Here is a 25,920-nt window from a genome sequence, read left to right on the forward strand (position 1 = left end):
AAGGGAWGACGGAGGAAGGGGTGGCAGTGCGGCAACGACCGTGGGCAGTACTGATGGTGTGTACCGGAAACGTCTGCCGCTCGCCCCTGGCCGAGCATCTCGCCGCCGCCCGGTTCAGCGCCGCGCTGGACCAGATCAGCCTCGGCGCGGCCGGCGCGCAGGCATCCGGTGGGACCGGGGGTAACGAGTCCTCATCCGAGGGATGGCATCCACCCAGCCCCGCCGGGGACCTTCTGGTGAGCAGCGCGGGAGTATGCGCCCGGGCAGGTGAGGCGATGTACCCCCAGGCCGCGGCGATCCTGACATCGCGGGGGCTCGACCCGTCCGGCTTCCGGGCAAGGTTGCTGACACCGGATCTGGTCCAGGCCAGCGATCTGGTGCTGTGCGCGACCCGCGCACACCGCTCGACGGTGGTGGGCCTTGTGCCACGGGCCATGCGCCGTACCTTCACCCTGCGCGAGTTCGGACGGTTGACCTCCGGAGTCCGCCCCGCCGACATCCCCCCGGGCGGGACACGGGCGGCCGGGGAGTATCTCGCCGCCACGGCCCGGCGGATCCGGGYCGCCGGCCACGCGCTACCGGCTGCCCTCGACGACCTGGCCGACCCCCTCGACGGCGGTCGGGATGCGTTCGAGAACTGCGCGCGAATGATCGAAGAGACGCTGTCACGGCCGATGGCCCTGCTGGCGGAGGCGTGTCACGAACGACTGGCGGTCACGCCTACGGACCCCGCAGACCCGGCAGGCCCGGCAGGCCTCGCGGATGTCCCGGTCGACCGGACCCCGGCACCGGGATGAACATCCTGATCGGGAACCGGTGGCTGGCCGGCTTCCTCGACGAGACCCCCCTGCCCGGCCACTGCCGGATCCGCCCGGACATCTGGGTGACGCTGTTCCCCGTGGACGGTCAGTTCTTCGTCAGGGCGGGCAGCAGCCGGGCCCTCGCCGCCTACACCCGCGAGTTCGGCATCCGCGCGGTCGCCCGCAAAACGGCCAGCCGGCTGCGGGAACGCGACCGCAACCAGCGTTACTTCGGCATGGGCCTGGGCACCCTGATCGAGGCGGTCCCACCCGTCAGCGGGGCGGCTTCGCCGACGGGAACGACCGTCGCTTTCGTCGCCCCCTGCCACCCGGCGTGCATGGAACGCGTCGTCCTGCATCAGGACCTCGTCCGCCCGGTGGGGCCGGGCGGCCCCACCGGCGCTCCCGCCGACCCACTCGGCTTCGTCAGCCCCGATCCGCCGCCACCGCGATCCGCGGTCGTCTACCGGGCCCGGCCGGCGACCGCGTTCCCGGCCGTGGACGACACGCTCATCGGCTGGTCCCCGATGTCGGGAGCACCGGTGGACCCCGGCGCCGTCGACCGTCTCGTCGCCTGGCTTGCAACCGAGTGGACCGGGGCCCGCCCCGGGGATCGTCCACTCGCCGGGGTCAGTCCGATCACGGAGAGCACCCGGCGCTATGGCCCGCCATCCGCGTCCGGACGACCCACCGCTGTCCTGTTCGGGTTGGGACACTATGCCAAGACGCAGATCGTCCCGCACGTCCGTGATCACCTCGACCTCGTCGGTGTGCATGAGATCGACCCCGTCCAGCTGGGCACCCGGCGACCGGACCGATGTTCCTGGGACACCGCGGCGCTGCTCCGGGACGGGGAGCGGGCCGACGTCGTCCTCATCGCGGGCTACCACCACACGCACGCGCCGCTGGCCCGGGATGCGCTGCGGCTCGGCTCGGTGGCCGTCGTCGAGAAGCCCGTTGTCACCACAGAGGAGGATCTCGGCCGGCTGGTGAAACTCCTTCACGCCGGCGGGCGCCTGTTCGCCTGCTTCCAGCGACGCCACAGCCCGATGAACGCCTGGCTGCGCTCCGACCTGCGCCTGGCCGACGGCAACGAGCCGCTGATCTACAGTGCCGTGGTGTACGAGGAACCGCTTCCCCGCCGGCACTGGTACCGCTGGCCGTCCTCACGCACCCGGCTGGTCAGTAACGGCTGCCACTGGATCGACCACTTCCTCTGGCTCAACGACTTCGCGCCGGTCCGCCGGAGCACGGTGGCCCGCTCCCGCACGGACACCTTCACGGTGTACGTCGAGCTGGAGAACGACGCGGTCCTCTCGCTCGTGCTGACCAGTGCCGGGGGCAGCCGGCACGGTCTGCGGGAACAGTCCCAGCTGCGCGCGAACGGCGTGACGGCCACCATCGTCGACGGTTCGCAGTACACCGCGGAGGCCGGGTCCCACATCCTGCGGCGGCGGCGAGTCAACCGGCTCGACAGCTACCCGGCCATGTACCGCGACATCTGCGCGGGCATCGTGGCCGGCKCCCCGGGCGAGGACGCACGGCAGATCGCCGCCGTCGCCGCGCTCACGCTACGGCTGGACGCCGCAGCCGGCCGGGATGGGCCCGAACCCTGATCACCGGAATCACGGACATCGGGGACATCGGGGTCCTGGTGCCGACGGCGCCCGGACCCCCGAATCGGACCGCCCTCACGGGCCCGGTGCGACCGCCACGCCATCGCCCGCCATCAGGACGCCGCAAGGTCGGCCGGCACCCGGCGCCCGACCGCCCGCCGGGTTGCCGGTCCCGCCGCTGACGGCCGCGTGGGCGCGACGGCCTCGACCGCCGGTGCCACGATTGGGGAGATCGGGGACTGTGCCGCGCAGGTGTCGACCGGTCCCGCCACGGCGCGCGGCGCGGTCCCGGGATGGACGGCAAGCCTGCTGCCCCATTCCCGCAACCAGCCGACGACTCGTTCCCCCGCCATCGGACGTGACACAAAGTACCCCTGGACCTCGTCACACTGCCAGGCGGCGAGAGAGGTCCAGGAACGCTGCGTTTCGACCCCCTCGGCGACAATCCGTAACCGCAGCGCATGTGCCAGGGAGACCGTGGACCGCACGATCTCGGCCGCGGCCGGATCGCGGTCGAGGTCACGCAGGAAGGTCCGGTCCAGCTTCACCTCGTCGGCCGGCAGTTCGCGCAGGTACGACAGCGAACAGAAGCCGGTGCCGTAGTCGTCCAGGCTGACCCGCACACCGAACCGGCGCAGCCCCGCCAGGGTTCCCTGCGCCAGCTCCCGCGCCACGATGAGGGAGTCCTCGGTGACCTCGATGACAAGCGCCGAGGGCGGGAGCCGGTGCCGGGCGAGCGCGGCCCGCACCACGCCGACGAAGGCGCGGTCGACGATGACCGACGCGGGGACKTTCACCGACACCGCGAGCGGGGCACCCCGGCCGTGCYAGCGCGCGCAGTCGGCCAAGGCCTGGTCGAGGACCTGCACGGTGAGCTTCGGCATCAACCCGGCACGTTCGATCTCCGCCAGGAAGGCGTCGGGCTGCCGCACGCCGTCGACCGGATGGCGCCAGCGGACGAGGGCCTCCACACCGCTGATCCGACCGCTGCGCAGATCCGCCTTGGGCTGGTAACTCAGTTCGATCTGGCCGGAGTCCAGCGCATGGCGCACCTCGGCCCGCAGCAGCAGGCGGGCACGGTTGATCGGTGGATGGTCGCGGGCGTAGACGGTCTGCCCGTGACGGCCCCCCTTCGCCAGGTACATCGCCTCCTCCGCGTGACGAAAGAGCTCCAGCGCGCCACGGCCGTGCTCGGGGGCATGGGCGATCCCCACGCTCGCCTCGGGCCGCACCGGAGTTCCCGCGAGTGGAACGGGCAGTTCCAGCACCTCCCGCAACCGCCGAGCGACCTGTTCGGCCCGGGCCACATCGGCGCCGCGCAACAGCACGGCGAACGCGTTGCCGTCCACCCGGGCGAGCAGATCCGATCCGGGCAGCGCTCCGCGTAGCCGGCAACCCACCGTGGCAAGCAGGCGGTCCCCATGCTCATGCCCGAGCGCCCCGTTGACATCACGCATCCGATCGAGATCGATGAGCAGCACCGACACGGACGTCGCGCCACGCGCCCGGTGCTCACCACCCGTGAGACAACGGCTGGCGACGTCGAGGAAGTACCGTCGGCCCGGCAGCCCGGTCAGCTCATCCACCACGCCGCGCCGCGGCCACGCACGGCCCACGCCTCCCCGGGGATCCCACGGCTGGATGTCCGGTCCGGCCGAACCGGCCAGACCGTTCGCGTCGGCCGGACCGTTCGGACCCGGCCAGACCGCCGCGGCGAGGATCGCCACCGCGATCGACAACGCCGCGGCCGCGAGCACCACGCACGACAACGCGACCGGCGACGGCGCGGGCCCGCCCCATCCGCCGATGAGACAGAGCAGTCCCAGAAGCAGACCCAGCGCACCCCCCATCAGGGCGGCGACCCCCGAGACCGGCCGGACCAGCATCGACCGGGGCAACACCGACCGGAACAAAACTGACTGGACCATCGTCGCTCCGCCCGCAGCGCATCCATGACCTGGACGAGCACGCGGACCGACATCGCCGGTCCGCGTGCTCCCGGGGACAGCCATCCCCGCCTCGACCTCGTGGCGCAACCATCGGCGGCTACCCGACGGGCGGCCCGCACCGCCGTGCCGGATCGTCGAGCCACGCCGTATCCGATCCCGCCCATTCATCGAATTCCCCCGAAGCCGATCCCGCAATGTCCTTGAGTGAGCTGCGTCCTTGGGTGAGCCGCCGCAGCCGGTCGAGGATGGCCGCCCACGACGTCACCGCCGCCGGCATCACGCRCCTGGTTTATCCCCGCGCTATCCGAGCGTAACGTTCGCCAGTTCGCAGGGTATCCGATGCCCGACTTTCCACCGGCATCGGCTCGGTCCGTGGCCGCCGACACCGTCGTTGGCCAACCGCCGGGTAACACTAATCACCGTGAAGGGCACCGGCGAAATCCAAACCGTTGCCGCCCGGGACCACACCGTGTCCGTTCCGGGAAATCCCCGCCAGGGGCGGAGATCTTACAGTAATCAGCTCCTTGCCCGGCACCTCAGCGGGTTCTCCGGGCATCGGACAGGTGGCGTCGAACCGAGTCGGCGCTACCACCTCAGATTCGGTGACGCGATACGCGTGGTAACGGTCTCGCACCTCGACGGKGAAGGGATCCCCAACCTTCAGCTCATCGAGACGACTAAACGGTTTTCTATATGCGGTCCGATGTCCGGAAACCACGACATTCCCCAGCTCATCGGGCATGGCGGTCCCCGGCATATGTCCGGGACCCCGGCGCAGGACGGTGGCGGGGACACCTTTCACAATGGCCGGCGAATGGTTTGGACCGAATCGTGGAGCACACCGAATCATGGAGCACACCGAATCATGGAGCACGCCGAATCATGGAGCACTCAGTATCGCCGGCCCCTCGCCGGCGCGTGCCGCCGGGAGTCCACCGGACCGGCAGGCCGGATGGGCGCGGGGACCACGCCGGCGGGTCACACCAGCACCCCGAACCTCACTCACCGTTACATGCAGAGGCACTTCTGTTACCCTCGATACTCATTCCGAGCCGTGGAGGCTCGTCGCCCGCCGGACCGGATGCTCTACCCGAGCGACGCAGGGGGTCCGATGAAGACCGTGGCGGTGATTGTCCACTGGGGTCCGCACCGGCCGACCGTGGAGCTTGCGAGATGGCTCGACGGCAGCCCCGTCATCGCCCAGGTGGCGGTGGTCGCGAACGACCGGTCGGACCGACCCGACCACCTGCCGGCCTCGGTCGCCTGGATCCTGCCGCCCCGCGACCTCGGTCTCGGCGGAGGCTTCCGGCTCGCCAGCCACGGCTACCCCGCCGCGCAGGCCTATCTCCTGATAGGCAACCACGTCAGGATCCCGGACCTGGCGCTGCGCGCCTGCCWGGATCTGCTGGCCGGGACGAACATCGGCGTGGTCGCGCCCACACTGGTCGACAACGACGGTCKGCGCTCGGGCCCGGCGCGGCTAAGCCCGGTCCTGGCTGCGCCRAAGGYCCGGYGTCCCCCCGGCGACCGCCCCCTGGAGGCCGACTGGGTCGCAGGCACGATCATGTTCGTCAAGGCGGACTGCCTGCGGCGGATCCCCCTGGACGGCCGTTACTACCTCGGGTTCGAGGATGTCGACTTCTGTTACCGCGTCCGGGACGCCGGATGGAGCGTCGTGGTCAGTCCGCACCGTGCACAGCGCATCGGGAGCACGACCGTCCCCCGGCATGGCGACGCCTACTACGGGGTGCGCAACCGGCTCTGGTTCGCCCGGGTCCGCGGATGGCGAGCCCGGGCCGCCTTGATCGCTCTGGCGACGGCGGTCGTCGTGCTACCCCGCGCCGTCGCGCTGGACATGCTCCTCGGGCACGGCACCCGGACCTCGGCCCTCGTCCTCCACGGCCTGCTGGACGGTCTCTCGATGCTTCCCCCGCCGGGAGAGGCACGTGACGACGAGCCGCGCGCCGCTCACTGGACAAGCTGGCCGTAGTCGGGCTGGTCACCAGACGGCGCGGACCGTTGCCGCACCACGGCAACGCCGGATGCGCCGGTCCGGCGCGTCACCTGTGGCGCCGCGAGGAACAGCGCCTGCCAGCCGAACATGTTCGGCCACCGGTCCAGAACGCGACGATCCCACCGCCGCACCAGCTCCCCGGGGAGCAGCTCACGGGTGCGCCACCACGGCAGACCACCGGTGGTGGCGGTGGCGACGATGCGCAGTCCGTTGTCCTCCAACAGCCGCCGGGCCGAGTTGACAGTGTAGAACCGCAGGTGGGTAGCGTCCATGAGACCGGTCTCGGTGTACTCAAACCGACCCCGCAGGAACAGTGCGCGCTGCCGGTAGTGCAGCACGTTCGGCAGCGCCACCAGGACCCGGCCGCCGGGTGCCAGCGCCCGCCGGGCCTCTACGAGCAACGGCACCGGATCCGCCAGGTGCTCGAGGATGTGGGAAAGCAGCACGAGCTGGTGACTTCCGTCGGGGACGAAGGGCAGCCCGGCGTTCAGATCAGCGAGTTCGACGTGGTCGCACTCGGCCGTGGCGGCGGCCCGCTCGGACGGATCAATCGTCACCCCCGTCACCCGCCAGCCCCGGGCCCGCAGCAGCCGCGCGTTGTCCCCGGCTCCGCACCCACAATCCAGCGCCTTACCCGCCGGTATGTCGATCAGATCGAGGAGAGGCGGGTTACCACCGTTGCGGTACCGCAGATCGGCTTCCATACACGACCCCTTGTCGCCATCATCGGAGAAGCTACAGGCAGTCAAGAGAACTCGAAACGTTACTATGACACGCTCCGCAGCACAGGACTAGCACCTGGAGAGACATTAAAATCACTCTCCGTGCAGATCTCGCGTCGATCCACCGCCCCGACCGCCTCCCTCACCGATCGACCCGCCCGGGTTCTACTGCTGAGCAGTTCCCGCGGCCTCGGTGGCGGGATCGAGCGTTATCTCTCGACGATCGAGGAGACACTGCGGGCCGGTGGGGCCGATCTCCTGCGGGTCGACATGCTGGAGCCAGGCGTCGAGCTGACCCCGGCGATCAGGGCGCGCTTCACATCGCGCGCGCTCGCCGCGGCGCGCCGCTTCGGCCAGGCCGACAGCGTGGTCGCCGGGCACGCCAACCTCATCCCTGTCGCGGCGGCGGCCCTCCGACTGTCCCGGGCCCGTCTCGGCCCGGTGCTGCTCTACGGCACCGACATCTGGGGCATGCGCCGCACCGACCGCGCGATCCTGCGCGCCGACCCGCTCCTGCGCCCGGTCACGATCAGTTCCTACAGCGCCGGCGCGCTGTCGACGCTGGGTCTGGCCCCCATCCTCCGGCCGGGCATCTCACCGACGTGGCGGGCGACCCTGCTGGCCGAGGCGAACCGCCGCCGGCCGTTGTCCCCCGTACCGACCATGCTGAGCGTGTTCCGGCTCAGTGACTGGGTGGRCAAGGGTGCGGGGGTCCTGCTGGAGGCCGTGGAGTCCGTCCGGGCCACCCTCGGCCCGGTCCGGCTGGTGTTCGCCGGGCAGGGCCCGGCACCCGGGGCCCTGCATGAGCTGGTGTCCGCGCACCCCGACACCGAGCTGCACGAGTCCCCGACCGACGACGCGTTGGCACGCCTCTACGCCACCGCCGACCTGTTCGCGCTGTGCACCCGCACCCGCTCGCGCGGGCCACGGATCAGCGGTGAGGGCTACGGCATCGTGCTGCTCGAGGCGCAGCTCGCCGGGTGCGCGGTGGTCGGACCCGCCTCAGGCGGTAGCCACGACGCCTACCAGGACGGCGTGACCGGGCAGACGCCGATGGACGAGTCGGCGCAGGCGCTGGCGGACGTCCTGCACGGCATGCTCGCCGACCGAGCGCGACTGGCCCGCGTCGGCCGGCGCGCCGCGGAGTGGGCCGAGGCCGCCACTCGGCCCGACGACTACCTCCGCACGGTTTTCACCGCCCTGACCGGACGGCTACCGACCAGCGAGGGCCGGGACATCCCGGTCCAGCCCACGGGCACCGGAACCCGGCGGGGGGCGCCACGGGCCGATGCTCCCACCGGATCGGCGTGACTCCCGGATCCGGATTACGAATATCAAATATCGACCAGAGGTAACCATAACGCTATCGGCGGCCAACAGCCGGAAATGGTTGCCGGTCGCTCCTACTCCAGGTAGTCGCGCAGCTTCTGCGACCGGGAGGGATGCCGAAGCTTGGACAGCGTCTTCGACTCGATCTGGCGGATGYGCTCCCGGGTGACCCCGAACTCGCGCCCGACCTCCTCCAACGTACGCGGGTGCCCGTCAGTGAGCCCGAAGCGCAGCTGGATGACCTTCTTCTCCCGGTCGGACAGGGTGTGCAGGACCGAGTCGAGCTGCTCCTGAAGCAGGATGAAGCTGGCCGCGTCGACCGGGACGACGGCGTCGCAGTCCTCGATGAAGTCGCCAAGGTGGGAGTCCTCCTCCTCACCGATGGGGGTCTCCAGCGACACCGGCTCCTGTGAGACCTTGAGGATCTCACGCACCTTGTCCGGGGTGAGATCCATCTCCTTGGCGATCTCCTCCGGACTCGGCTCCCGGCCGAGGTCCTGCAGGAGCTGCCGCTGGATGCGGATCAGCTTGTTGATGGTCTCGACCATGTGCACCGGGATGCGGATGGTGCGTGCCTGGTCGGCGATGGCCCGCGTGATCGCCTGCCGGATCCACCAGGTGGCGTAGGTCGAGAACTTGTAGCCCTTGGTGTAGTCGAACTTCTCGACCGCCCGGATCAGGCCGAGGTTGCCCTCCTGGATGAGGTCCAGGAACAGCATGCCGCGCCCGACGTACCGCTTGGCRATCGAGACGACGAGACGCAGGTTCGCCTCGACCAGCTTGCGCTTGGCGATCTGCCCGTCGCGTTCGATGGCCTCGAGGTCCCGCCGCATCTGCGGGGAAGTTTTCTTGGTGGCCACCGCCAGCTTCTCGGAGGCGAACAGCCCCGCCTCGATCCGCTTGGCAAGATCAACCTCCTCCTCGGCGGTGAGCAGGGGGACCTTGCCGATCTCCTTGAGGTACATGCGCACCGGGTCGGAGGTCGGCGCCTTGAGGGCGAGCTCCTCCTCCTCGCGGCGACGGCGGGCCAGCAGATCCGCCTCGTCGGGGCTCTCACCTCCCGCCTCGAGTACCTCGATGCCCTCGTCGTTCAGCACCTGCAGCACCGTCTCGGCCTGCTCCGGGGGCAGCTCCGCGGCCTGGATGGCGACCGTGACATCCTCGGTGGTGAGGAACCCGATCTCCTTGCCCCGGGTGATGAGGTCCTTGACCTCGTCCACCTGGGCTTCGCGGGGTAGGACGGTAGGACTCATGGGCGGAATCTCGTCACTTCCTTCTCGGGATCGACCYAGGTTACGCGGCACCTACGCCCCGCTCCCGGAGTTGATGCTTGTGCTGCTCCAAAGCGATCAGCTCGCCGAACGCACGGCGAAGGGCCTCGGCGTCGGTCACCCCGTTGAGCCGCTGCACACGCGACTTCAGGTCCGTGATCCGACGGGTCACATGCAACTCCTGTACCCGCGACATCTGTTCGTCGACATAACGATCATCCACATCGTGGTCGCACAGCACCCTCTCCACTGCAAGGGCAGTGACGAAGCGTCGCAGCTCCTCCTCCGAAGCCGCCGCGGCCAGCTCGGTCACCCAGGTGGTGACCTCACCGGACCTCGCCAGCCCCGCGCACACCCCACCGGCCTCGGCGATGAGGTCACGGACGGCACGGTGCGCGGGAACAGTGAACATCTCCGGACCCAGCGTGTCGAACATCGGGCCCGCCAGCCCGGGATACTGAACGGCCAGCTTGAGCGCCTCACGCTCCACGATGACCGCCGCGTCATCGGCCCCCGCCCCGCGCCGGCGCATCGGCGCGGAACGGGCACCAGCCCGCTCGCCCCCCTGCCTCGACCGGTGCTCGGCCACCCGGCCCACCACGAACCGCTCGTCGAGGAAACCCAGCCAGCGGTCCAGGTTCACCGCGTACCGGTGCCGCAACGCGGCGTCCTTGAGCCGGTTGACCAGCGGCGCGGCGGCGTCCAAGGCTGCGAGCCGGCCCTCGGTGGTGTTGAGGTCGTAGCGGTCGAGCACCCCGCGGATCGCGAACTCGACCAGCGGCACCCGGCTGGCCACCAGATCCCGCACGGCGCCGTCGCCACCGCTCATCCACAGCTCGCAGGGGTCGCGGCCGGAGGGCTCCACCGCCACGAAGGTCTGGGTGGCGAAGCGCTCCTCGTGCTCGAAGGCGCGTAGCGCCGCCTTCTGCCCGGCCGCGTCGCCGTCGAACGTGAAAATCACTTCACCGCGACGCTCGTCGGAGTCCATGAGCAGCCGGCGGACCACCGCGACGTGCTCGGAGCCGAAGGCGGTGCCACAGGTCGCCACGGCCGTGGTGACCCCGGCGAGATGGCAGGCCATGACGTCGGTATAGCCTTCGACCACCACGACCTGGTAGCGGCGGGCGATGTCACGGCGGGCGAGATCGGCGCCGTAGAGCAGGTTCGCCTTCTTGAACAACGGCGTGTCCGGCGTGTTGAGGTACTTCGGCCCGGCGTTCGGGGCGTCGTCCTCGGCGAGGCGCCTCCCACCGAAGCCGACCACCTCACCGGCGAGATCCCTGATCGGCCACATCAGCCGATGATGGAAACGGTCGATCAGACCCCCGCGGGCGCCCTGTTTGGCCAGCCCCCCGAGCACCAGCTCCTCGCCGGTGAAGCGCCGGGCGAGCAGATGCCGAGTGAGGGTGTCCCAGCCGGTCGGGGCGTAGCCGACCTCGAAGCGCGCCGCCGTGGTGAGATCGAATCCCCGCGCAGCGAGGAAGTCCCAGCCGGCGCGCGCGGAGGCCTGCGACTCTAGCTGCTCGGCGTAGAATTCGGCGGCCGCCCGGTGCGTCTCCAGCAGCCGCTGCCGCTGGCTGGACACCGTACGGTCGGTGGTCCCACCGCCCTCGTAGGTCAGCGCCACCCCGGCCCGGCGCGCCAGGCGCTCCGCCGCCTCCCGGAAGGTCAGCCCGTCGATCTCCCGCACGAAGGAGTAGACGTCACMACCCTGCTGGCATCCGAAACAGTGGAACAGGCCGGTTGCCGCATTGACGTAGAAGGAGGGTGACTTCTCGTCATGGAACGGGCACAGCCCGACGAGCTCGTTACGCCCCGCCGGACGCAGTTGTACGTGCTCGGCCACGACGTCCGCAATCGGCGAGCGCTCCCGGACCAGGGCGACGTCGGCGTCACGGATTCGTCCCCCCACCCGCCCCTCCCAAGTCCGCGTCGAGACTCTGCGGGTACCCGAACGAGAGGTAGCTCGCCCGGGGCAGAGTGCCCGTCAATATGTTTGCCACGTCCATTCCCRCCGGATCGATGCTAGGACCACCACCCGCCGGCCTGCCCGGCCTGTCGACGAGTGACGCGGCGCCCCTCACATCGGTCCTACCGCTGCGATGGTACGTGTCGTAAGCACGACAGTACCGATCATGCCACGTGAATGTTGGGGACAGGGGCCGTGACGTGCATGCCGAGCTGCGATGTCGGGCCGCGGACCGCGCGCCGGCTCGCTCCCCCAGCCGAGGGAGCGGGTGTCCCCCCGAACGGGGGAACACCCGAAACACCGTCGGGCCATCGGGCCAGCAGAGGACACCCACCGAACCCACCACGCACGGATCCGGCGGACACGGACCCACCACGTACGGATCCGGCACGCACCGAACCCCTCTCGCACCGGGTCCCCCGCACACCGGGCTCGTGGCTCACAGGACCCGCGGCGCCGGTCGTCCACACAGCAACGCATACCGCCGCTCGGCGCTGGCGTCGGTCAGACGCGCCACCTGGTCGATGACGACCCGTAGCCGTGCCGCATCGTCAGCGGCCATGCGGTAGGCCGCGCGCAACGACGGCTCGAGCACGTCCGGCGCGCCCCGGGAGAGCATCGCCACGAGCTCCGCGACCACCTCCCGCTGCCGGGACTGCCGGGCGCGGGCACCCGGCCGCTCCATCACATACCAGGCGGTGACCCCCTTGAGCGCCGCGCACTCGGCCACGGTGTCCGGATCCACCACCAGATCCGCGCCATAGCGCCACAGCGGACCGTCGGGATGGCACGCCCGGGTGGCACGGACCGCGCTGTGCGCGAACCGGGCGATGAGCTCGCTGGTCATCGCCCGCAGAGCGGCCTGGCCCCGGGCCGAGGTGATCTCGGAGCGGACCCACCAGGGCTGGGACCGCAGGGTGCCCAGGGCGGCCGCCACCGCCTCGGCGGACGGCCCCGGGTAGCGGACGGCGGTCGCGGCGGCGAGCTCCGCCCGGCGGCCGGAATCGTCGAGGGCGGCCAGATCGATGTGTCCGGCAACGACCCCGTCCTCGAGGTCGTGCACCGAATAGGCCACGTCGTCCGCCCAGTCCATGATCTGCGTCTCGATACAGCGCCGGGCGGCCGGTGCGCCCTCCCGGACCCAGCGGAGCACGGACAGGTCGTCGGCGTAGGCGCCGAACTTCGTGCTGTCCGCCCGGGGCCCAGGGCGGCGCGGCCACGGGTACTTCGTCGCCGCGTCCAGGGTCGCCCGGGTAAGGTTCAGGCCCGCGCTGCGACCGTCACAGTCGACGATCTTGACTTCGAGCCTGGTCAGCTCGCGCAGACTCTGGGCGTTGCCCTCGAAGCCACCGCAGGCGGCTGCGGCCTCGTCAAGCGCCAGCTCGCCGTTATGCCCGAAAGGGGGATGACCCAGATCATGCGCGAGGCACGCCGCCTCGACCAGGTCGGGGTCCGCTCCCAGTTCCTCGGCGAGCTCCCGGCCCACCTGGGCGGTCTCCAGGGAGTGGGTCAGCCGGGTACGCGGGAAGTCGTCGTCGAGCGGGCCCACGACCTGGGTTTTTCCCGCCAGCCTGCGCAGCGCGCTGGAGTGCAGCACCCGGGCTCGGTCCCGGGCGAAGGGACGACGCTGAGCCGGTGTGGCCTTCGGGCGTTCCACGATCCGACGGGCCGTGTCCGAGGTGTCATACCACTCACTGACCACGAGTTTGAGAGTATCGGCGCGATTCCGCGACCTCCATCGAGCTCAGCGGCGATACTTTGTGCGCACCCTTCCCCGAATCGGCCCGGAGGCCTGCCGTGGACAAGATCATTAGGTATGGGGCGATCGCGTTCCTCATCTTCTTCGTGGTGACCGCGCCCAACAGCGCGGCCAGTATCGTCGGCCGCGCCTTCGACTGGCTGCAGTCCGTCGGTAACGGGGTGTCCCAGTTCGTAACCGATACCGCTCTGTAATGGCTACCCGGCCACTCTTGATGTCTGGGACACTGCCGGCGTGGTGAGACTCCAGCTTCCGGACCTGGCTCAGCGCGACACCAAGTACCTCGCATCCCAGGAACGCCTGGTGATGATGGTGCGGTTGCACTGGGCGGTCCTGCTGCCCATCTTCCTGCAGACCGTCGGGGCCGTACTGCTCGCGCTCGTGGCGAACATCCTGTTCGCCTCGCAGGACGTCGACGCCGGCATCATCACCACGCTGCTGTGGTACTTCGCCCTCTTCATGATCTTGAGGATGCTGTGGAGGGTCGCCGACTGGCAGTTCGAGCACCTTATGATCACCGACAAACGGCTCCTGAAGGTGTCCGGGATCTTTTTCCGCAAGGTCCAGACGATGCCACTTTCCAAGATCACGGATCTCACGTACAACCGGGATCCGCTTGGCCGGTTGCTCGGGTACGGCGAGTTCGTCGTGGAGTCCGCCGGCCAGGACCAGGCGCTTTCCAAGATCCAGTTCCTGCCGCGTCCAGACCGGCTCTACCTCACCCTGGTCGACATGACCTTCGGTGGAGCACCCGCCCCAGCCGGAGACGACTGAGGGACGGCCTGGTGGGACCGGGGGGATCTCCCCCGGTCCCACCGGATGTCCCAGCCTCGTGCCTTCTCGACCGCCGGCCGCCGGCCCTGGACGGGTCAGCGCAGCAGGTCGCGGGCGGCCTCGACGATGTGCCTCGCGGAGATGCCGGCCGCGTCCAGGAGCTCCTGAGACGTCCCGGAACCCGGCAGCGACCGCACCGCGAGATGACGGACCGACAGCGGCACGCCGCCGTCGCTGAGCGCTTCCAGCACCGCGCTGGCCAGTCCACCCTCCGGGTAGTGATCCTCGGTGACGACGATGCGCCCGCCGGTGGCCTGGGCGGCGTCGGCGAGCGTCGCCGCGTCGACCGGCTTCACGGAATACAGGTCGATCACGCGGGCCGCGATCCCCTCGGCCACGAGGGTGTCCGCCGCGGCCAGCGACTCGTGCAGGGTGACACCGGCACCGATGAGCGTGACGGTGTCGGCATTCGATCGGCGGAGCACCTTGGAACCACCGGGGGCAAACGGCTCGTCCGGGCCATAGAGCACGGGGTAGGCTCCACGGGTGGTGCGCAGGTAGCTGACCCCGGGCAGATCCGCCATCGCCTCGACGAGCTTCGCGGCGGACGTCGCATCGCTCGGGTAGAGCACCGTCGAGCCGCCGACCGCCCGCATCATGGCGATGTCCTCGAGCGCCATCTGCGACGGCCCGTCGGCGCCGATCTCGACTCCCGCGTGGCTGCCGGACAGCCGGATGTCGGCCTGGGAGATCGCCGCCATCCGGATGAAGTCGTAGGCCCGGGAGAAGAACGCCGCGAACGTGGAGGCGAAGGGCACGTAGCCACGCACCGACAGCCCGACCGCCGCCGCGACGAGCTGCTGCTCGGCGATGAAGATCTCGAAGAAGCGGTCCGGGTAGATCTTGGCGAAGTCCTCGGAGTAGGTCGAGTTGCYGACCTCCGCGTCGAGCGCCACCACGTCGGTGCGGGCTCCGAGCGCGGCGAGCGCCTGGCCGTAGGCGCGCCGAGTCGCCACCTTGGCGCCGAGATCGTAGGTGGGCAGTGTGATGACGGGCCGCTCGACCGGCGCCGGTCGGGGGAGGTCCGCGGGCGGCACCGGACCGCGAACCCGCAGGTCGCGCAGGCCGCCGAGCTCGGCGATGGCGCGGTCGGCCATGTCGGCGGGGAACGGCTTGCCGTGCCAGCCCTCGACGTCCGCGGTCTCGGAGAAGCCCTCGCCCTTGCGGGTGCGGGCGAGGATGACGGTCGGCCGGGTGACGTCCTCGGCGTCGGCGAGCACCGCGTCGATCGCGGCGATGTCGTGGCCGTCAACGACGACCGCGCGGGCGCCGAAGGACTCCACCCGCCTGGCGTAGGTGTCGAGGTCCCAGCCGAGCTCGGTCGGGCCGCGCTGGCCGAGCCGGTTGACGTCGACGATCGCGATGAGGTTGGAGAGGTTGTAGTAGGAGGCCTTGTCCAGTGCCTCCCAGACCGAGCCCTCCGCCATCTCGCTGTCACCGCAGATCACCCAGACCCGGTAGGGCACCTTGTCCAGGTACTTACCGGCGAGCGCGACGCCCACGCCGTCGGGCAGGCCCTGCCCGAGCGACCCGGTCGCGACGTCGACCCACGGCAGGACAGGCGTCGGGTGGCCCTGAAGCCGCTCACCGAAACGGCGGTAACCATTGATCAACTCGTCGTCACCGACGACCCCGACCGCCTTGAAGATGGAGTAGATCAGCGGGGATGCGTGCCCCTTCGAAAAGATCAGATGATCGTTCRCCGGGTCCGCCGGGTTGTCCCAGTCGTACCGAAGGTGGCGCGCGACGAGAACCGCCAGCACGTCCGCGGCCGACATCGACGAGGTGGGATGCCCGGAACCCGCCGAGGTGCTGCTGCGCACCGAGTCGACCCGCAGTTGCTGCGCGAGTTCCCGAACCGTCTCCAGGTCGGCCGTCCCGACCGTGCTCTCGGATACGGGAGTTGCCACACCAGTCTCCTTACAGTGTCGTTCCACACCCGGAAGGTAATCTCCGGAGGGTTCTCTCGCGCCGCGGGCAGCCGACTCCGCCGCTTTGCCTCACTACCACGTGTCGCACTACCCCCTCACCCGGCGATCCGAACCGTATCAGCGGCGGCCGACGGCAAAGAGGGCCGAAGCGGGCCTTGATATGTCAGAGGCGTCACGGGTTCGTATCCGCTGCTGCCGACGAACGTCGACCCGGTGTCAGACGGCCCGGGTGGTCGCCGAAGGTGGTGATGCCTGGCGGAAGAGCTGGTACCACCGGTAACCGATCCCCTCGCGGATGATGTACCGGACCTGCGTGCCGAAGCCGTGGACGGCCGGCCCCCGGTCGGCCGGGGAGGTGACGGCGTCAACACCKAGGTCACGGGCCATCGTCCGAGAACGCAGGCTGTGCCAGGGATCGGTGACCAGCACGGCGGTGTGCCAGTGCCGCGAGTTCATCAACCCGGCTACGGCGGTCAGCGACCCGAGCGTGTTCGAACCCTCGGGTAGGACGAGCACCCGATCCGGGGGGATACCCCGCTGCCGCAGATAGGTCGCACTGGCCTCGCCCTCGGTGTAACGGTCGCCCGGCTGCTTCCCACCGACTGTGATCACCTGAGGGGCGATTCCCTCCCGGTAGAGCTCCAGCACGTGGTCGAGACGGGCGGCGAGGACCGCCGAGGGACGMCCGTCGTACTGCGAAGCACCGAGCACCACGAGGACGTCGGACCGGGGCCGGTGATCCTCCCTGCCCACCCACCAGACCTGCAGAAACGTCACCACGGCGAGAACCATGATGCCGAGGAGGACAGCCGCCACCGCCCGCATCATCCAACGCCACCATGGCACGCGGTACCAGGTCACGCGAAACGGGTTGACGATGAGACGAGGACGGGACAGGCCCACACGAACGAACAGTAGCGTCCCTATGGGCACACGACCGACATCACAGGGCAACTGCCCCCTTCATCCGCCCAGCCCCGATCGGGATCCCGGCCCGGAAAGGGCAGGAAACGGGCCAGGCGGAAACTCACCCGACCGTCGACCGGCCGAGAACCGCGGCACGCCCGGCCTCCAGCCGGGCCACCGGCACCCGGAACGGCGAACAGGAGACGTAGTCGAGCCCGAGTTCGGCGAAGAAGTGCACGGAATCGGGATCGCCGCCGTGCTCGCCACAGACGCCGAGGCCGAGATCGGGCCGAGCGCCCCGCCCAGCCCGGACCGCCGTCCTCATCAGGGCGCCCACCCCGTCGCGGTCCACCGACGCGAACGGCGACCCGGCGAGGATGCCGAGGTCGAGGTAGCGCGGCAGCAACGATGCCTCGACGTCATCCCGGGAGAAACCCCAGAGCAGCTGGGTGAGGTCGTTGGTGCCGAACGAGAAGAACTCGGCGCGGCGGGCGATCTGGTCCGCGGTGAGCGCCGCCCGCGGAACCTCGATCATCGTGCCGATCGGCAGGTCGATCTCCAGGCCGCTCTCGGTGCCGACCTCGGCCAGCACCCCGCGCACCCGGTCCCGGATGGCATCCAGCTCCGTCGCGGTGGAGATGAACGGAACCATGATCTCGGGACGGGGATCACCGCCTACGCGGCGGCAGCGCACCAGCGYCTCGGCGATCGCCCGCGCCTGCAGYTCCACCAGCCCCGGGACGGTGAGAGCGAGTCGGACGCCGCGGCGACCCAGCATCGGGTTGGTCTCGTGCATGCTGCGCAGGACCGCCAGCCTCTCCCGGTCGGCGTCGTCGACCGGCCTTCCGGCGGCGTCCGCGGCGGCGATCGACACGGACAGCTCGGTGAGGTCCGGGAGGAACTCGTGCAACGGCGGATCGAGCAGCCGGACCGTGACGGGCAGACCGTCCATCGCGGTGAAGATCTCGACGAAATCCTCCCGTTGCGGGGGAARCAGCCGGCTGAGCGCCTCGGTCCGCTCAGCCGGCGTTCCCGCGAGGATCATCTGCTCGACCAGGGTACGACGATCCCCGAGGAACATGTGCTCGGTGCGGCACAGCCCGATGCCCGCGGCGCCGAACCGGCGGGCCCGCGCGGCGTCCGGCCCGGTGTCGGCATTCGCGCGGACCCGCAGCCGGCGGGACCGGTCGGCGTGCCGCATCAGCCGATCCACGGCGGCGACCAGGTCCCCGCCCGGCCGGGGATGGTCGGGACGGCCGGCCTCGAAGTACTCGACGACTGGTGACGGGACGAGTGGTACGGAACCGGGGTATACCGCGCCGATGGTCCCGTCGATGGAGAGGATGTCCCCCTCCCGCACGACCACGCCCCGCCCGGTGGTGAGGCGGCGACCGGCGGGATCGACCTCGATCTCCTCGGCCCCGCACACGCAGGTCCGGCCCAATCCTCTGGCGACGACGGCGGCATGCGACGTCCGGCCGCCTCGGGAGGTCAGGATTCCGCGCGCCGCGAGCATGCCCGCGAGGTCATCGGGATTCGTCTCGCGGCGGACGAGGATGACCGGTCGGCCCTCGGCCGCCACCCGCACCGCCTCGGCGGCGTCGAAGACGGCCTCCCCCACCGCCGCCCCGGGCGCGGCGTTCACTCCCGTCGCGATCGGGGCGGGCCGGGCCGTGTCGTCGAAGCGCGGGAACATCAGGGTGGCGAGCTGGTCGCCGCTCACCCGGCACAGCGCCTCGTCGTCGTCGATGACACCGCCTTCGGCGAGCATGGCGGCGATCCGGAAAGCCGCCGCGGCAGTGCGTTTGCCGACGCGGGTCTGCAGGATCCACAACCTGCCATGTTCGATCGTGAACTCGATGTCGCACAGGTCCCGGTAGTGCTTCTCCAGGCGCGTCATGATCTCGCGCAGTTCGGTGAAGGATGCCGGGTCGATCCGCTCCAGCTCGGCGAGGGGAACCGGGTTACGGATCCCGGCCACCACATCCTCGCCCTGGGCATTGGGCAAATAGTCTCCGTACACGCCGGGTTCGCCGCTGCCCGGATCCCGGGTGAAGGCCACCCCGGTGCCCGAATCCGTTCCAAGGTTGCCGAACACCATCGCGACGACGCTCACTGCCGTCCCGAGATCGTCCGGAATGCGCTCGGTACGGCGGTACAGCCGGGCCCGCGGCCCGTTCCAGGAGTCGAACACCGCTCGGATCGCGAGATCCAGCTGCTCGCGGGGATCCTGGGGGAAGGGGCGGCCGGTGCGCTCGAGCACGATCCGCTGGTAGGTCGCGACGAGCGCCCGCAGGTCGTTCTCGTCGAGGTCGAGGTCGCTACTGGTGCCCTTGGCCCGCTTCGCCGCCTCGAGGGCCGCGTCGAACGACGGCTCGCCGACGCCGAGGACGGTCCGGCCGAACATGGCCAGCAGCCGGCGGTAGGAGTCCCAGGCGAACCGCGGCGAACCTGACTGYTCGGCCAGGCCCAAGACGGCCTGATCGGTCAGGCCGATGTTCAGAATGGTGTCCATCATCCCGGGCATGGAGAACTTCGCGCCGGAACGCACCGACACCAGCAGCGGATCGTCGGCCTGGCCGAGCCGCCGTCCCCGGGCGGTCTCCAGGGTGGCAAGATGATGATCGATCTCCGCCCGTAGCCCGACCGGTTCGCCGCCGGCAAGGTACTCCCGGCATGCCTGGGTGCTGATAGTGAACCCGGGCGGGACAGGCAGGCCGAGATTCGTCATCTCGGCGAGGTTCGCACCCTTACCACCGAGAAGATCCTTCATGTCCTTGTTGCCCTGGTGGAAGCCATACACGTAGCGCGCCATGGTCGTCCCTTCCGCCCCGGAGTGATACCCAGACGCTAACCCGCGGTAACGGTATGCGCAGCCAGAATGCCCATGATCAGCGACCGGAGGCGGACAGCGARCCGAGAGCCTCCCAGTCGAGAGCTCCGGTCGTCAGGTCCCGGATCCAGGCCAGCAGACCGAGCCGCGCCGCCCGCACCGCCGGGTCGTCGGCCATCACCATCACCGCGTCGAAGAACGCGTCGACGGCGGCCGGCAGGTCTCCGGCTGCGACGACCAGCTCATCAAGGGAGATCGCTCCGGCCGCCGTCTCCGCGGTGACAGCCGAATCGGCGCCGGAGGACGCGAGCCGCCGGACGAGCGCCGTCACGACCTCCAGCAGGTCGATCTCGGCGGGTTCGGTGAGGCGCTGCGCGTCGAGCACCGCCGGGGTCCCGGCCGGCACGATCCGGCGGACCCGCTGCAACGCGGCGGCCAGGGCGGCGAAGCCGGCGGCGGGTGCGGACTCCCCCTGGACGAGCTGCCGCAGTGTCACCAAGGTGGCGGCCGCGCGGGCCGGCGTGCCGGTGAGCGGCCCGACCGCGCCGACCAGGCGGTGGTCCACTCCGGTATCGAGTAGTTGCTGGACGTAGCGGCCACGGACAAACGTCTCGGCGGCCTCGAGCGCCTCGGCGGACACCGGCACCGGGGTGAGCCGGGCGGCGCGGGCCAGCGCGCCGGTGACGGTGAGGCCGGCGAGCTCAGGCCGGCTGCCCAGGATCGCGGCGACCCCGAGCGCGGCCCGGCGCAACCCGAACGGATCCGAACTCCCCGTGGGGGCCGCGTCGAGCGCGAACAGCCCGACAAGCAGATCGAGCCGGTCGGYGAGGGCCAGCAGGCCACCGGGGGCGGTATCGGGCAGCTGGTCACCGGCCCGGCGGGGCAGCTCCATCTCAAAGAGGGCGACGGCGACCGCCTCGGGCTCACCGGCCCGGCGGGCATACTCCCGCGCCATCGTGCCGGCGAGGCTCGACAGCTCGATGACCATCTGGGTGGCCAGATCGAACTTGGCGAGCGCGGCCGCCCGGTCCAGGGTGGCCCGGTCGTCCTCACCGAGGTCGATCTCCTCGGCGAGGTCACGCGCCAGCGCCGCGATGCGGTCGGCCCGGTCCGCGACGGAGCCGAGCCGCTGCTCGAACGTCAGCTTCGCGAGCTCCGCCCGGAACGTCTCGAGCGGCACCGTGATGTCGGCGTCGTAGAAGAACGCGGCGTCGGTGAACCGGGCCCGGATGACGTCCTCGTTGCCGGCGCGGACCAGCGCTTGGTCGACCTTACCATCGGCGACGGCTACGAACGACGGCAGCAGCCGCCCGGCGGCGTCACGCACCGGCAGGTAGCGCTGGTGCTTGCGCATGACGGTGGTGAGGATCTCCGCCGGCAGGTCCAGAAAGCGTTCCTCGAAGGACCCGAGGATCGGGCACGGGAACTCGACGAGGTTCGCCACCTCGGTGAGCACGTCCGCCTCGGCGACGAGGTCGATGTGACCGCCGGAGTCCGCGGTGAGCTTGGCCGCCTCCTCGACGACGAGCTCGCGGCGAACCACCGGGTCGAGCAGGATCGACCGGGCAGCGAGCAGTTCTGGGTAGCCGGACGCGCTCGGCACGTCCAGCGGCGGGGAGCCGGCCCGCCGGTGGCCGCGGGTGGTCCGACCGGCCGCGAGCGTCGACACCGTCACCGGCACCACGGTCTCGCCGAGCAGGGCGAGCAGCCAGCGCACCGGCCGGCTGAACGACAAGGTCGGATCGTTCCAGCGCATGTTGCGCTCCGCGCGCAGCCCCACCACCAGCTCACCGAGCACCCCGGCCAGCACCCGGGCGGCGTCCCGGCCGGCCTCGGTGCGCACGAGCGCGACATGCTCGACACCGCGGTGGGTGACGACCTGGAGGCCGGCGGGATCCGCACCCTGACCACGCGCGAACCCGACGGCGGCCTTCGTCGGCGCGCCGGCGGCGTCGTAGGCGGCCGAGACGCGCGGGCCGCGGACGACCCGCTCGACGTCCGGTTCCCGGGGCGCCACCTCGTCAACGATCGCCACGATGCGCCGGGGAGTGCCCAGCACCCGGACCGCACCGTGCGTGAGGCGGGTGGCCGCCAGCCGCTCAACGAGGCCGGCGCRCACCGCCTCGACGGTCCGGGTCACCTCGGCCGCCGGGAGCTCCTCCGTCCCGATCTCGAACAGCAGGGTGGCCGGCTCCTCGGCCCGGGTGGTCACCGCGGCGGGCACCGCGGCCGGTGGCGGGGAAGCCGCCCCGAGGGGATGGCCGAGCTCCTCGCGACGGTCCCGCCACAGCGTCGCGACCTCCCGCGACAGTCCACGCATCTGCGCGAAGGARGTGGCCCGCTCGGTGGTAGAGACCGCGCCCCGGGAGTCGAGGATGTTGAAGGCGTGCGAGCACTTCAGCACGTAGGAGTGCGCGGGGACGGGCAGCCGGGCGTCGATGAGCCGGCGGGCCTCGGCGGCGTAGTCGGCGTAGAGCCGGCGCACGGTGTCGATGTCGGCGTCGTCGAGGTAGTACCGGGACATCTCGTACTCGGCCTGGCCGAACACCTCGCCGTAGGAGATGCCGGGGGCGTAAGCGATCTCGCTGAAGTGGCGGACGCCCTGCAGGGCCATGAGGATGCGTTCCACGCCATAGGTGATCTCGACGCTGACGGTGTCGAGCGTCTGGCCACCGGCCTGCTGGAAGTAGGTGAACTGGGTGATCTCCAGGCCGTCGAGCCAGACCTCCCAGCCCAGCCCCCAGGCACCGAACGCGGGCGAGGCCCAGTTGTCCTCGACGAACCGGACATCGTGGGCGGCGGTGTCGATGCCGAGCGCCGCGAGGCTACCCAGGTAGAGCTCCTGGGGGTTACCCGGATCCGGTTTGAGGATGACCTGGAACTGGGTGTGGGTCTGCAGCCGGTTCGGGTTGTGGCCGTAGCGGGAGTCGTCGGGACGGACCGAAGGTTCGACGTACGCGACCCGCCACGGCTCCGGTCCGAGCACCCGCAGCACCGTGGCTGGGTTGAGCGTACCGGCGCCGACCTCGGTGTTGAACGGCTGTACGATCATGCAGCCACGGTCGGTCCAGTAACGGGTCAGCGCCAGCAGCGCGTCCTGCATGGTCAACATCGAGCGAGCCTCGGCATTTCGCTGTCGCGGTCACGAGTGGTGCGGGACACCCCGGCTCCGGGGACCGGACACCGGTCCGCCGGCGACCGGTGTCCGAAGAGAGCGGTCAGGCGATCAGGGAGGGGACTGTCCACGGGACATCGACACTCCGAATCCATGATCCATAGATTCATGATCAATAGATCTGCAAATCATAGATCCACAATCCATAGATCGTAGATTCCATGATGCTGAGTCGAGGCTACCGGTACCCACCGACAATCCCGCGGTTGGTCACGGCCGGCCGGCGCCCGGCGCACCGACGGAGCGCGGCGGCTCGCCGGGGGCCGCGGTGTCGGCGTCCGGCGTACGGTCGGACCGATGGGTCCGCGCCGAGCCGCCCGGCCCGTCCACCGACACCAGCACCTCGAAGGTGCCAGGCCCGTCAACCGCGAAGACGAGCAGCGGCGTCAGCGCGTATCGCACCTCGAAGGCGGACAACGCGCGACGCCACGCGCCCGGCCCGTCCCACTCGGTGGTCATCAGCCACGAGCCGGGTTCGTCGAGCGCCTGGGCGATCCGCCCACCACGAAATCCCGGGGCCCGGGCGAGCGCGTCAAGCGCCGGACGTGCCGCCGCGGCGAACCCCGCCCCGCCCGGCACGGCGTCCCCCGGTACGGCGTCCCCGGGCACGGCGAAGGCGATCTGGGCGACGACCGGAGCACCGGCCGTCGGCGCCGCCCAGTCGGGCACGGTGGAAGCGTCGGGTCCGGTCGGAACGTCGGGTCCGGTCGGAACGTCGGGCACGGTCGGAACGTCGGGCACGGTCGGAACGTCGGGCACGGTCGGAACGTCGGGCACGGTCGGAACGTCGGGCACGGTCGGAACGTCGGGCCCGGGCATCAGACGTGATGGGCGACGGTTCCGCCGTAGCGCCGGTCCCGTCGGGCGAAGTCCTCACAGGCGGACCACAGATCGCGCCGGTCGAAGTCCGGCCAGAGCGTCTCGACGAACGAGAACTCGGCATAGGCGGCCTGCCAGAGCAGGAAGTTGCTGAGCCTCTGCTCCCCGGAAGTCCGAATGACGAGGTCCAGATCGGGCATGTCGGGCTCGTCCAGGTAACGGCCGATGGTCGCCTCATCGATCCGATCGACGCGCAGCCGGCCCTCCCGCACGTCCCGGGCGATCGCCGCCGCGGCATCGGCGATCTCGGCCCGGCCGCCGTAGTTCACGCACATCACCAAGGTGAGCCGGTCGTTGTCACGGGTACGTTCCTCGGACGACTCCAGCCGCCTGATCACGTTCCCCCACAGCCGGGGACGACGACCCGCCCAGCGAACCCGCACACCGAGCGCGTGCATGTCCTCGATGCGCCGGCCGAACACCCCGTCGGTGAAGCGCATCAGGAACGCCACCTCGTCCGGTGACCGTTTCCAGTTCTCCGTGGAGAAAGCGAACACCGACAACCATCGGACCCCGAGCTCGATCGCGCCCTCGACGCAGTCGAACAGGGCGTCCTCGCCGGCCTCGTGTCCTTTTGTTCGCGCCAGCCCGCGCATCTTCGCCCACCGTCCGTTGCCGTCCATGACGATGCCCACATGCCGCGGGACGAGACGCGACGGCAGGACCGGAGGTCGCGCGCCGGAGGGATGGGGATGCGGATCGCGAAACCGCGTCTTCACATCATTACGCAGCGCCACCGCCTACCTCCCCGCACCCGTCCGGGGCGGCTTCACGCCGCAATCCGTCCTGCCGGTCCCAGCCATCACCACATCGTCCCCCCGTCGGCGCCGGGTCGCGCCGGACGCACCCACCGCCGCTTTCCGCCTCACCATGTCCGTCCTCGTCCTTCCGCCACGGCCCGTCCCACCGCCGTCCCGCTCTCATGGTCCCGTTCSCCGGCGGTCGCACCCAGGCCGCCCGGCCCGCCTCGCGGGGATGACCGTCCCGGCCCACACGCAAGACCTCCACCACGGCGCCCGGCCGCGTCACGCCCTCTCCAGATAAGGCAGTGCGCGAAGCCCGCGTTCGAGATGCCACTGGAGATAGGCGGCGGCGATGCCACCGGCCTCCCGCCGGGCGCGGGCGTCACTGACCAGTGCACCGTCCCAGTCACCGCGCAACAGATCCGCGAGCAGCCGCACCGCACCCGCGGACACCGACGCCGCACCGTGCGGGCGACATTGCGGGCACACTACGCCRCCGCCCGGCACGGACAACGACAGGTGCAGCCCGGGCCCACCGCAACGCGCGCAGTGGTCCAGGGCCATCCCATACCCGGACACCGCGAGCGCCCGCAACAGGAACGCGTCGAGGACGAGCGCGGGTGGGCGCTCGCCGCCGGCGAGCGTACGCAGACCACCCACGAGCAGGAGGAACAGCCGCAGGGCGGGCTGGSGTTCMTCGCTGGTCAACYGCTCGGCGGTCTCGAGCATCACCGCGGCCGCAGTGTACCTCGGGTAGTCAACGGCGATCGTGGCGCCGTAGGGAGAGATGATGTCCGCCTGGGTGACCGTGTCCAGCGCCCGGCCGGAATGCAGCAGCAGATCGACGTACGTGCCCGGCTCCAGCCGCGACCCGAACCGCGAGGACGTCTTGCGGACACCCTTGGCGACGGCCCGCACCCGACCGGTCCGACGGGTGAGCACGGTGATGATGCGGTCGGCCTCGGCGAGGGGGGCCGTGCGTAGGACGACACCTTCGTCGCGATACACCGGCACCCGCCCATGGTTGCACGGTCCCGAGTTCATGCGGTGAAGCGAGGTCGCCCGGCAGATGGCCGGTACCGGCCGGATGTTCTCCTGAGGAACCCGCAGGACATCCCGGTCCATAGCCGGGGGGTAGGTATGKCAGTACATTGCGGCATGGATGCGGCATGGATGCGGTGCTGACGGCG

The 25,920-nt window shown here is 70.5% G+C and carries 19 protein-coding genes; 6 read left to right on the forward strand and 13 right to left on the reverse strand.

Features of this window, described 5'->3' with window-relative positions:
- The first annotated feature begins 26 nt into the window (after window positions 1-26).
- Entirely contained in the window at window positions 27-797 is a 771-nt protein-coding gene (locus tag Manayef4_RS06855; protein ID WP_254665499.1) for a protein-tyrosine-phosphatase, read from the forward strand.
- Entirely contained in the window at window positions 794-2,416 is a 1,623-nt protein-coding gene (locus Manayef4_RS06860) for a Gfo/Idh/MocA family oxidoreductase (protein ID WP_070131029.1), read from the forward strand. Before Manayef4_RS06855 ends, Manayef4_RS06860 begins: the two co-directional genes overlap by 4 nt.
- A 113-nt stretch (window positions 2,417-2,529) precedes the next feature.
- Here Manayef4_RS06860 and Manayef4_RS06865 read toward each other — a convergent pair whose 3' ends face one another.
- Window positions 2,530-4,344, reverse strand: coding sequence for a bifunctional diguanylate cyclase/phosphodiesterase (locus Manayef4_RS06865; RefSeq protein ID WP_070131030.1), 1,815 nt, complete (start codon window positions 4,342-4,344; stop codon window positions 2,530-2,532).
- A gap of 433 nt (window positions 4,345-4,777) precedes the next feature.
- On the reverse strand, window positions 4,778-5,215 hold the full coding sequence (locus tag Manayef4_RS22575) for a sortase (protein WP_083282318.1): 438 nt from the start codon (window positions 5,213-5,215) through the stop codon (window positions 4,778-4,780).
- Window positions 5,216-5,476: 261 nt separating this feature from the next.
- Here Manayef4_RS22575 and Manayef4_RS06870 point away from each other — a divergent pair, with 261 nt between their 5' ends.
- A complete protein-coding gene (locus tag Manayef4_RS06870) occupies window positions 5,477-6,355 on the forward strand; it encodes a glycosyltransferase family 2 protein (protein ID WP_070131053.1) in 879 nt (292 codons plus the stop codon).
- Here the strand turns inward: Manayef4_RS06870 and Manayef4_RS06875 are convergent.
- Window positions 6,334-7,083: a class I SAM-dependent methyltransferase gene (locus tag Manayef4_RS06875; RefSeq protein WP_011435729.1), complete on the reverse strand. Its 750-nt coding sequence runs from the start codon at window positions 7,081-7,083 to the stop codon at window positions 6,334-6,336. The genes Manayef4_RS06870 and Manayef4_RS06875 overlap by 22 nt on opposite strands.
- A gap of 120 nt (window positions 7,084-7,203) precedes the next feature.
- Here Manayef4_RS06875 and Manayef4_RS06880 point away from each other — a divergent pair, with 120 nt between their 5' ends.
- Window positions 7,204-8,412, forward strand: a complete 1,209-nt coding sequence (locus tag Manayef4_RS06880; RefSeq protein ID WP_070131031.1) for a glycosyltransferase family 4 protein — start codon at window positions 7,204-7,206, stop codon at window positions 8,410-8,412.
- A gap of 92 nt (window positions 8,413-8,504) precedes the next feature.
- On the opposite strand, the gene Manayef4_RS06885 is transcribed toward Manayef4_RS06880, so the two are convergent.
- The 3 genes from Manayef4_RS06885 to Manayef4_RS06895 form a co-directional block, all read right to left on the reverse strand.
- Complete coding sequence (locus Manayef4_RS06885) at window positions 8,505-9,683, reverse strand: RNA polymerase sigma factor (RefSeq protein WP_070131032.1); 1,179 nt, start codon at window positions 9,681-9,683, stop codon at window positions 8,505-8,507.
- Between the two features lie 40 nt (window positions 9,684-9,723).
- Complete coding sequence (gene dnaG, locus Manayef4_RS06890; protein WP_070131033.1) at window positions 9,724-11,613, reverse strand: DNA primase; 1,890 nt, start codon at window positions 11,611-11,613, stop codon at window positions 9,724-9,726.
- Window positions 11,614-12,109: 496 nt separating this feature from the next.
- A complete protein-coding gene (locus tag Manayef4_RS06895) occupies window positions 12,110-13,372 on the reverse strand; it encodes a deoxyguanosinetriphosphate triphosphohydrolase (RefSeq protein ID WP_011435725.1) in 1,263 nt (420 codons plus the stop codon).
- Window positions 13,373-13,467: 95 nt separating this feature from the next.
- Between Manayef4_RS06895 and Manayef4_RS24800 the strand changes: the two genes are divergently transcribed.
- Window positions 13,468-13,623 (forward strand): hypothetical protein, encoded by a 156-nt coding sequence (locus Manayef4_RS24800; protein ID WP_011435724.1) that lies wholly within the window; start codon window positions 13,468-13,470, stop codon window positions 13,621-13,623.
- 40 nt (window positions 13,624-13,663) lie between these two features.
- Window positions 13,664-14,203 carry a PH domain-containing protein gene (locus tag Manayef4_RS06900; protein ID WP_011435723.1) on the forward strand — a complete coding sequence of 180 codons (540 nt, stop codon included), beginning with the start codon at window positions 13,664-13,666 and terminating at the stop codon, window positions 14,201-14,203.
- Window positions 14,204-14,298: 95 nt separating this feature from the next.
- On the opposite strand, the gene Manayef4_RS06905 is transcribed toward Manayef4_RS06900, so the two are convergent.
- The 7 genes from Manayef4_RS06905 to recO all read right to left on the reverse strand — a co-directional run bounded on the left by Manayef4_RS06905 (window position 14,299) and on the right by recO (window position 25,744).
- Window positions 14,299-16,173 carry a transketolase gene (locus Manayef4_RS06905; RefSeq protein WP_070131034.1) on the reverse strand — a complete coding sequence of 625 codons (1,875 nt, stop codon included), beginning with the start codon at window positions 16,171-16,173 and terminating at the stop codon, window positions 14,299-14,301.
- 237 nt (window positions 16,174-16,410) lie between these two features.
- On the reverse strand, window positions 16,411-17,097 hold the full coding sequence (locus Manayef4_RS06910; RefSeq protein ID WP_035730080.1) for a YdcF family protein: 687 nt from the start codon (window positions 17,095-17,097) through the stop codon (window positions 16,411-16,413).
- Between the two features lie 124 nt (window positions 17,098-17,221).
- Complete coding sequence (gene ppdK, locus Manayef4_RS06915) at window positions 17,222-19,915, reverse strand: pyruvate, phosphate dikinase (protein ID WP_070131035.1); 2,694 nt, start codon at window positions 19,913-19,915, stop codon at window positions 17,222-17,224.
- Window positions 19,916-19,991: 76 nt separating this feature from the next.
- Complete coding sequence (locus Manayef4_RS06920; protein WP_070131036.1) at window positions 19,992-23,045, reverse strand: glycine--tRNA ligase; 3,054 nt, start codon at window positions 23,043-23,045, stop codon at window positions 19,992-19,994.
- Window positions 23,046-23,318: 273 nt separating this feature from the next.
- On the reverse strand, window positions 23,319-23,903 hold the full coding sequence (locus Manayef4_RS06925) for an antibiotic biosynthesis monooxygenase (protein WP_254665501.1): 585 nt from the start codon (window positions 23,901-23,903) through the stop codon (window positions 23,319-23,321).
- 23 nt (window positions 23,904-23,926) lie between these two features.
- Window positions 23,927-24,724 carry an isoprenyl transferase gene (locus Manayef4_RS06930; protein WP_043590755.1) on the reverse strand — a complete coding sequence of 266 codons (798 nt, stop codon included), beginning with the start codon at window positions 24,722-24,724 and terminating at the stop codon, window positions 23,927-23,929.
- 288 nt (window positions 24,725-25,012) lie between these two features.
- Entirely contained in the window at window positions 25,013-25,744 is a 732-nt protein-coding gene (gene recO, locus Manayef4_RS06935; protein ID WP_175443337.1) for a DNA repair protein RecO, read from the reverse strand.
- Between the last annotated feature and the right edge of the window lie 176 nt (window positions 25,745-25,920).

It is taken from the genome of Frankia sp. CgMI4, from assembly GCF_001756285.1.
Taxonomy (GTDB): Bacteria; Actinomycetota; Actinomycetes; order Frankiales; family Frankiaceae; genus Frankia; species Frankia casuarinae.

Excerpts from the sequence above, each read along its gene's own strand:
- Manayef4_RS06875 (WP_011435729.1), bottom strand. The coding sequence starts at position 7,083 with ATGGAAGCCGATCTGCGGTACCGCAACGGTGGTAACCCGCCTCTCCTC.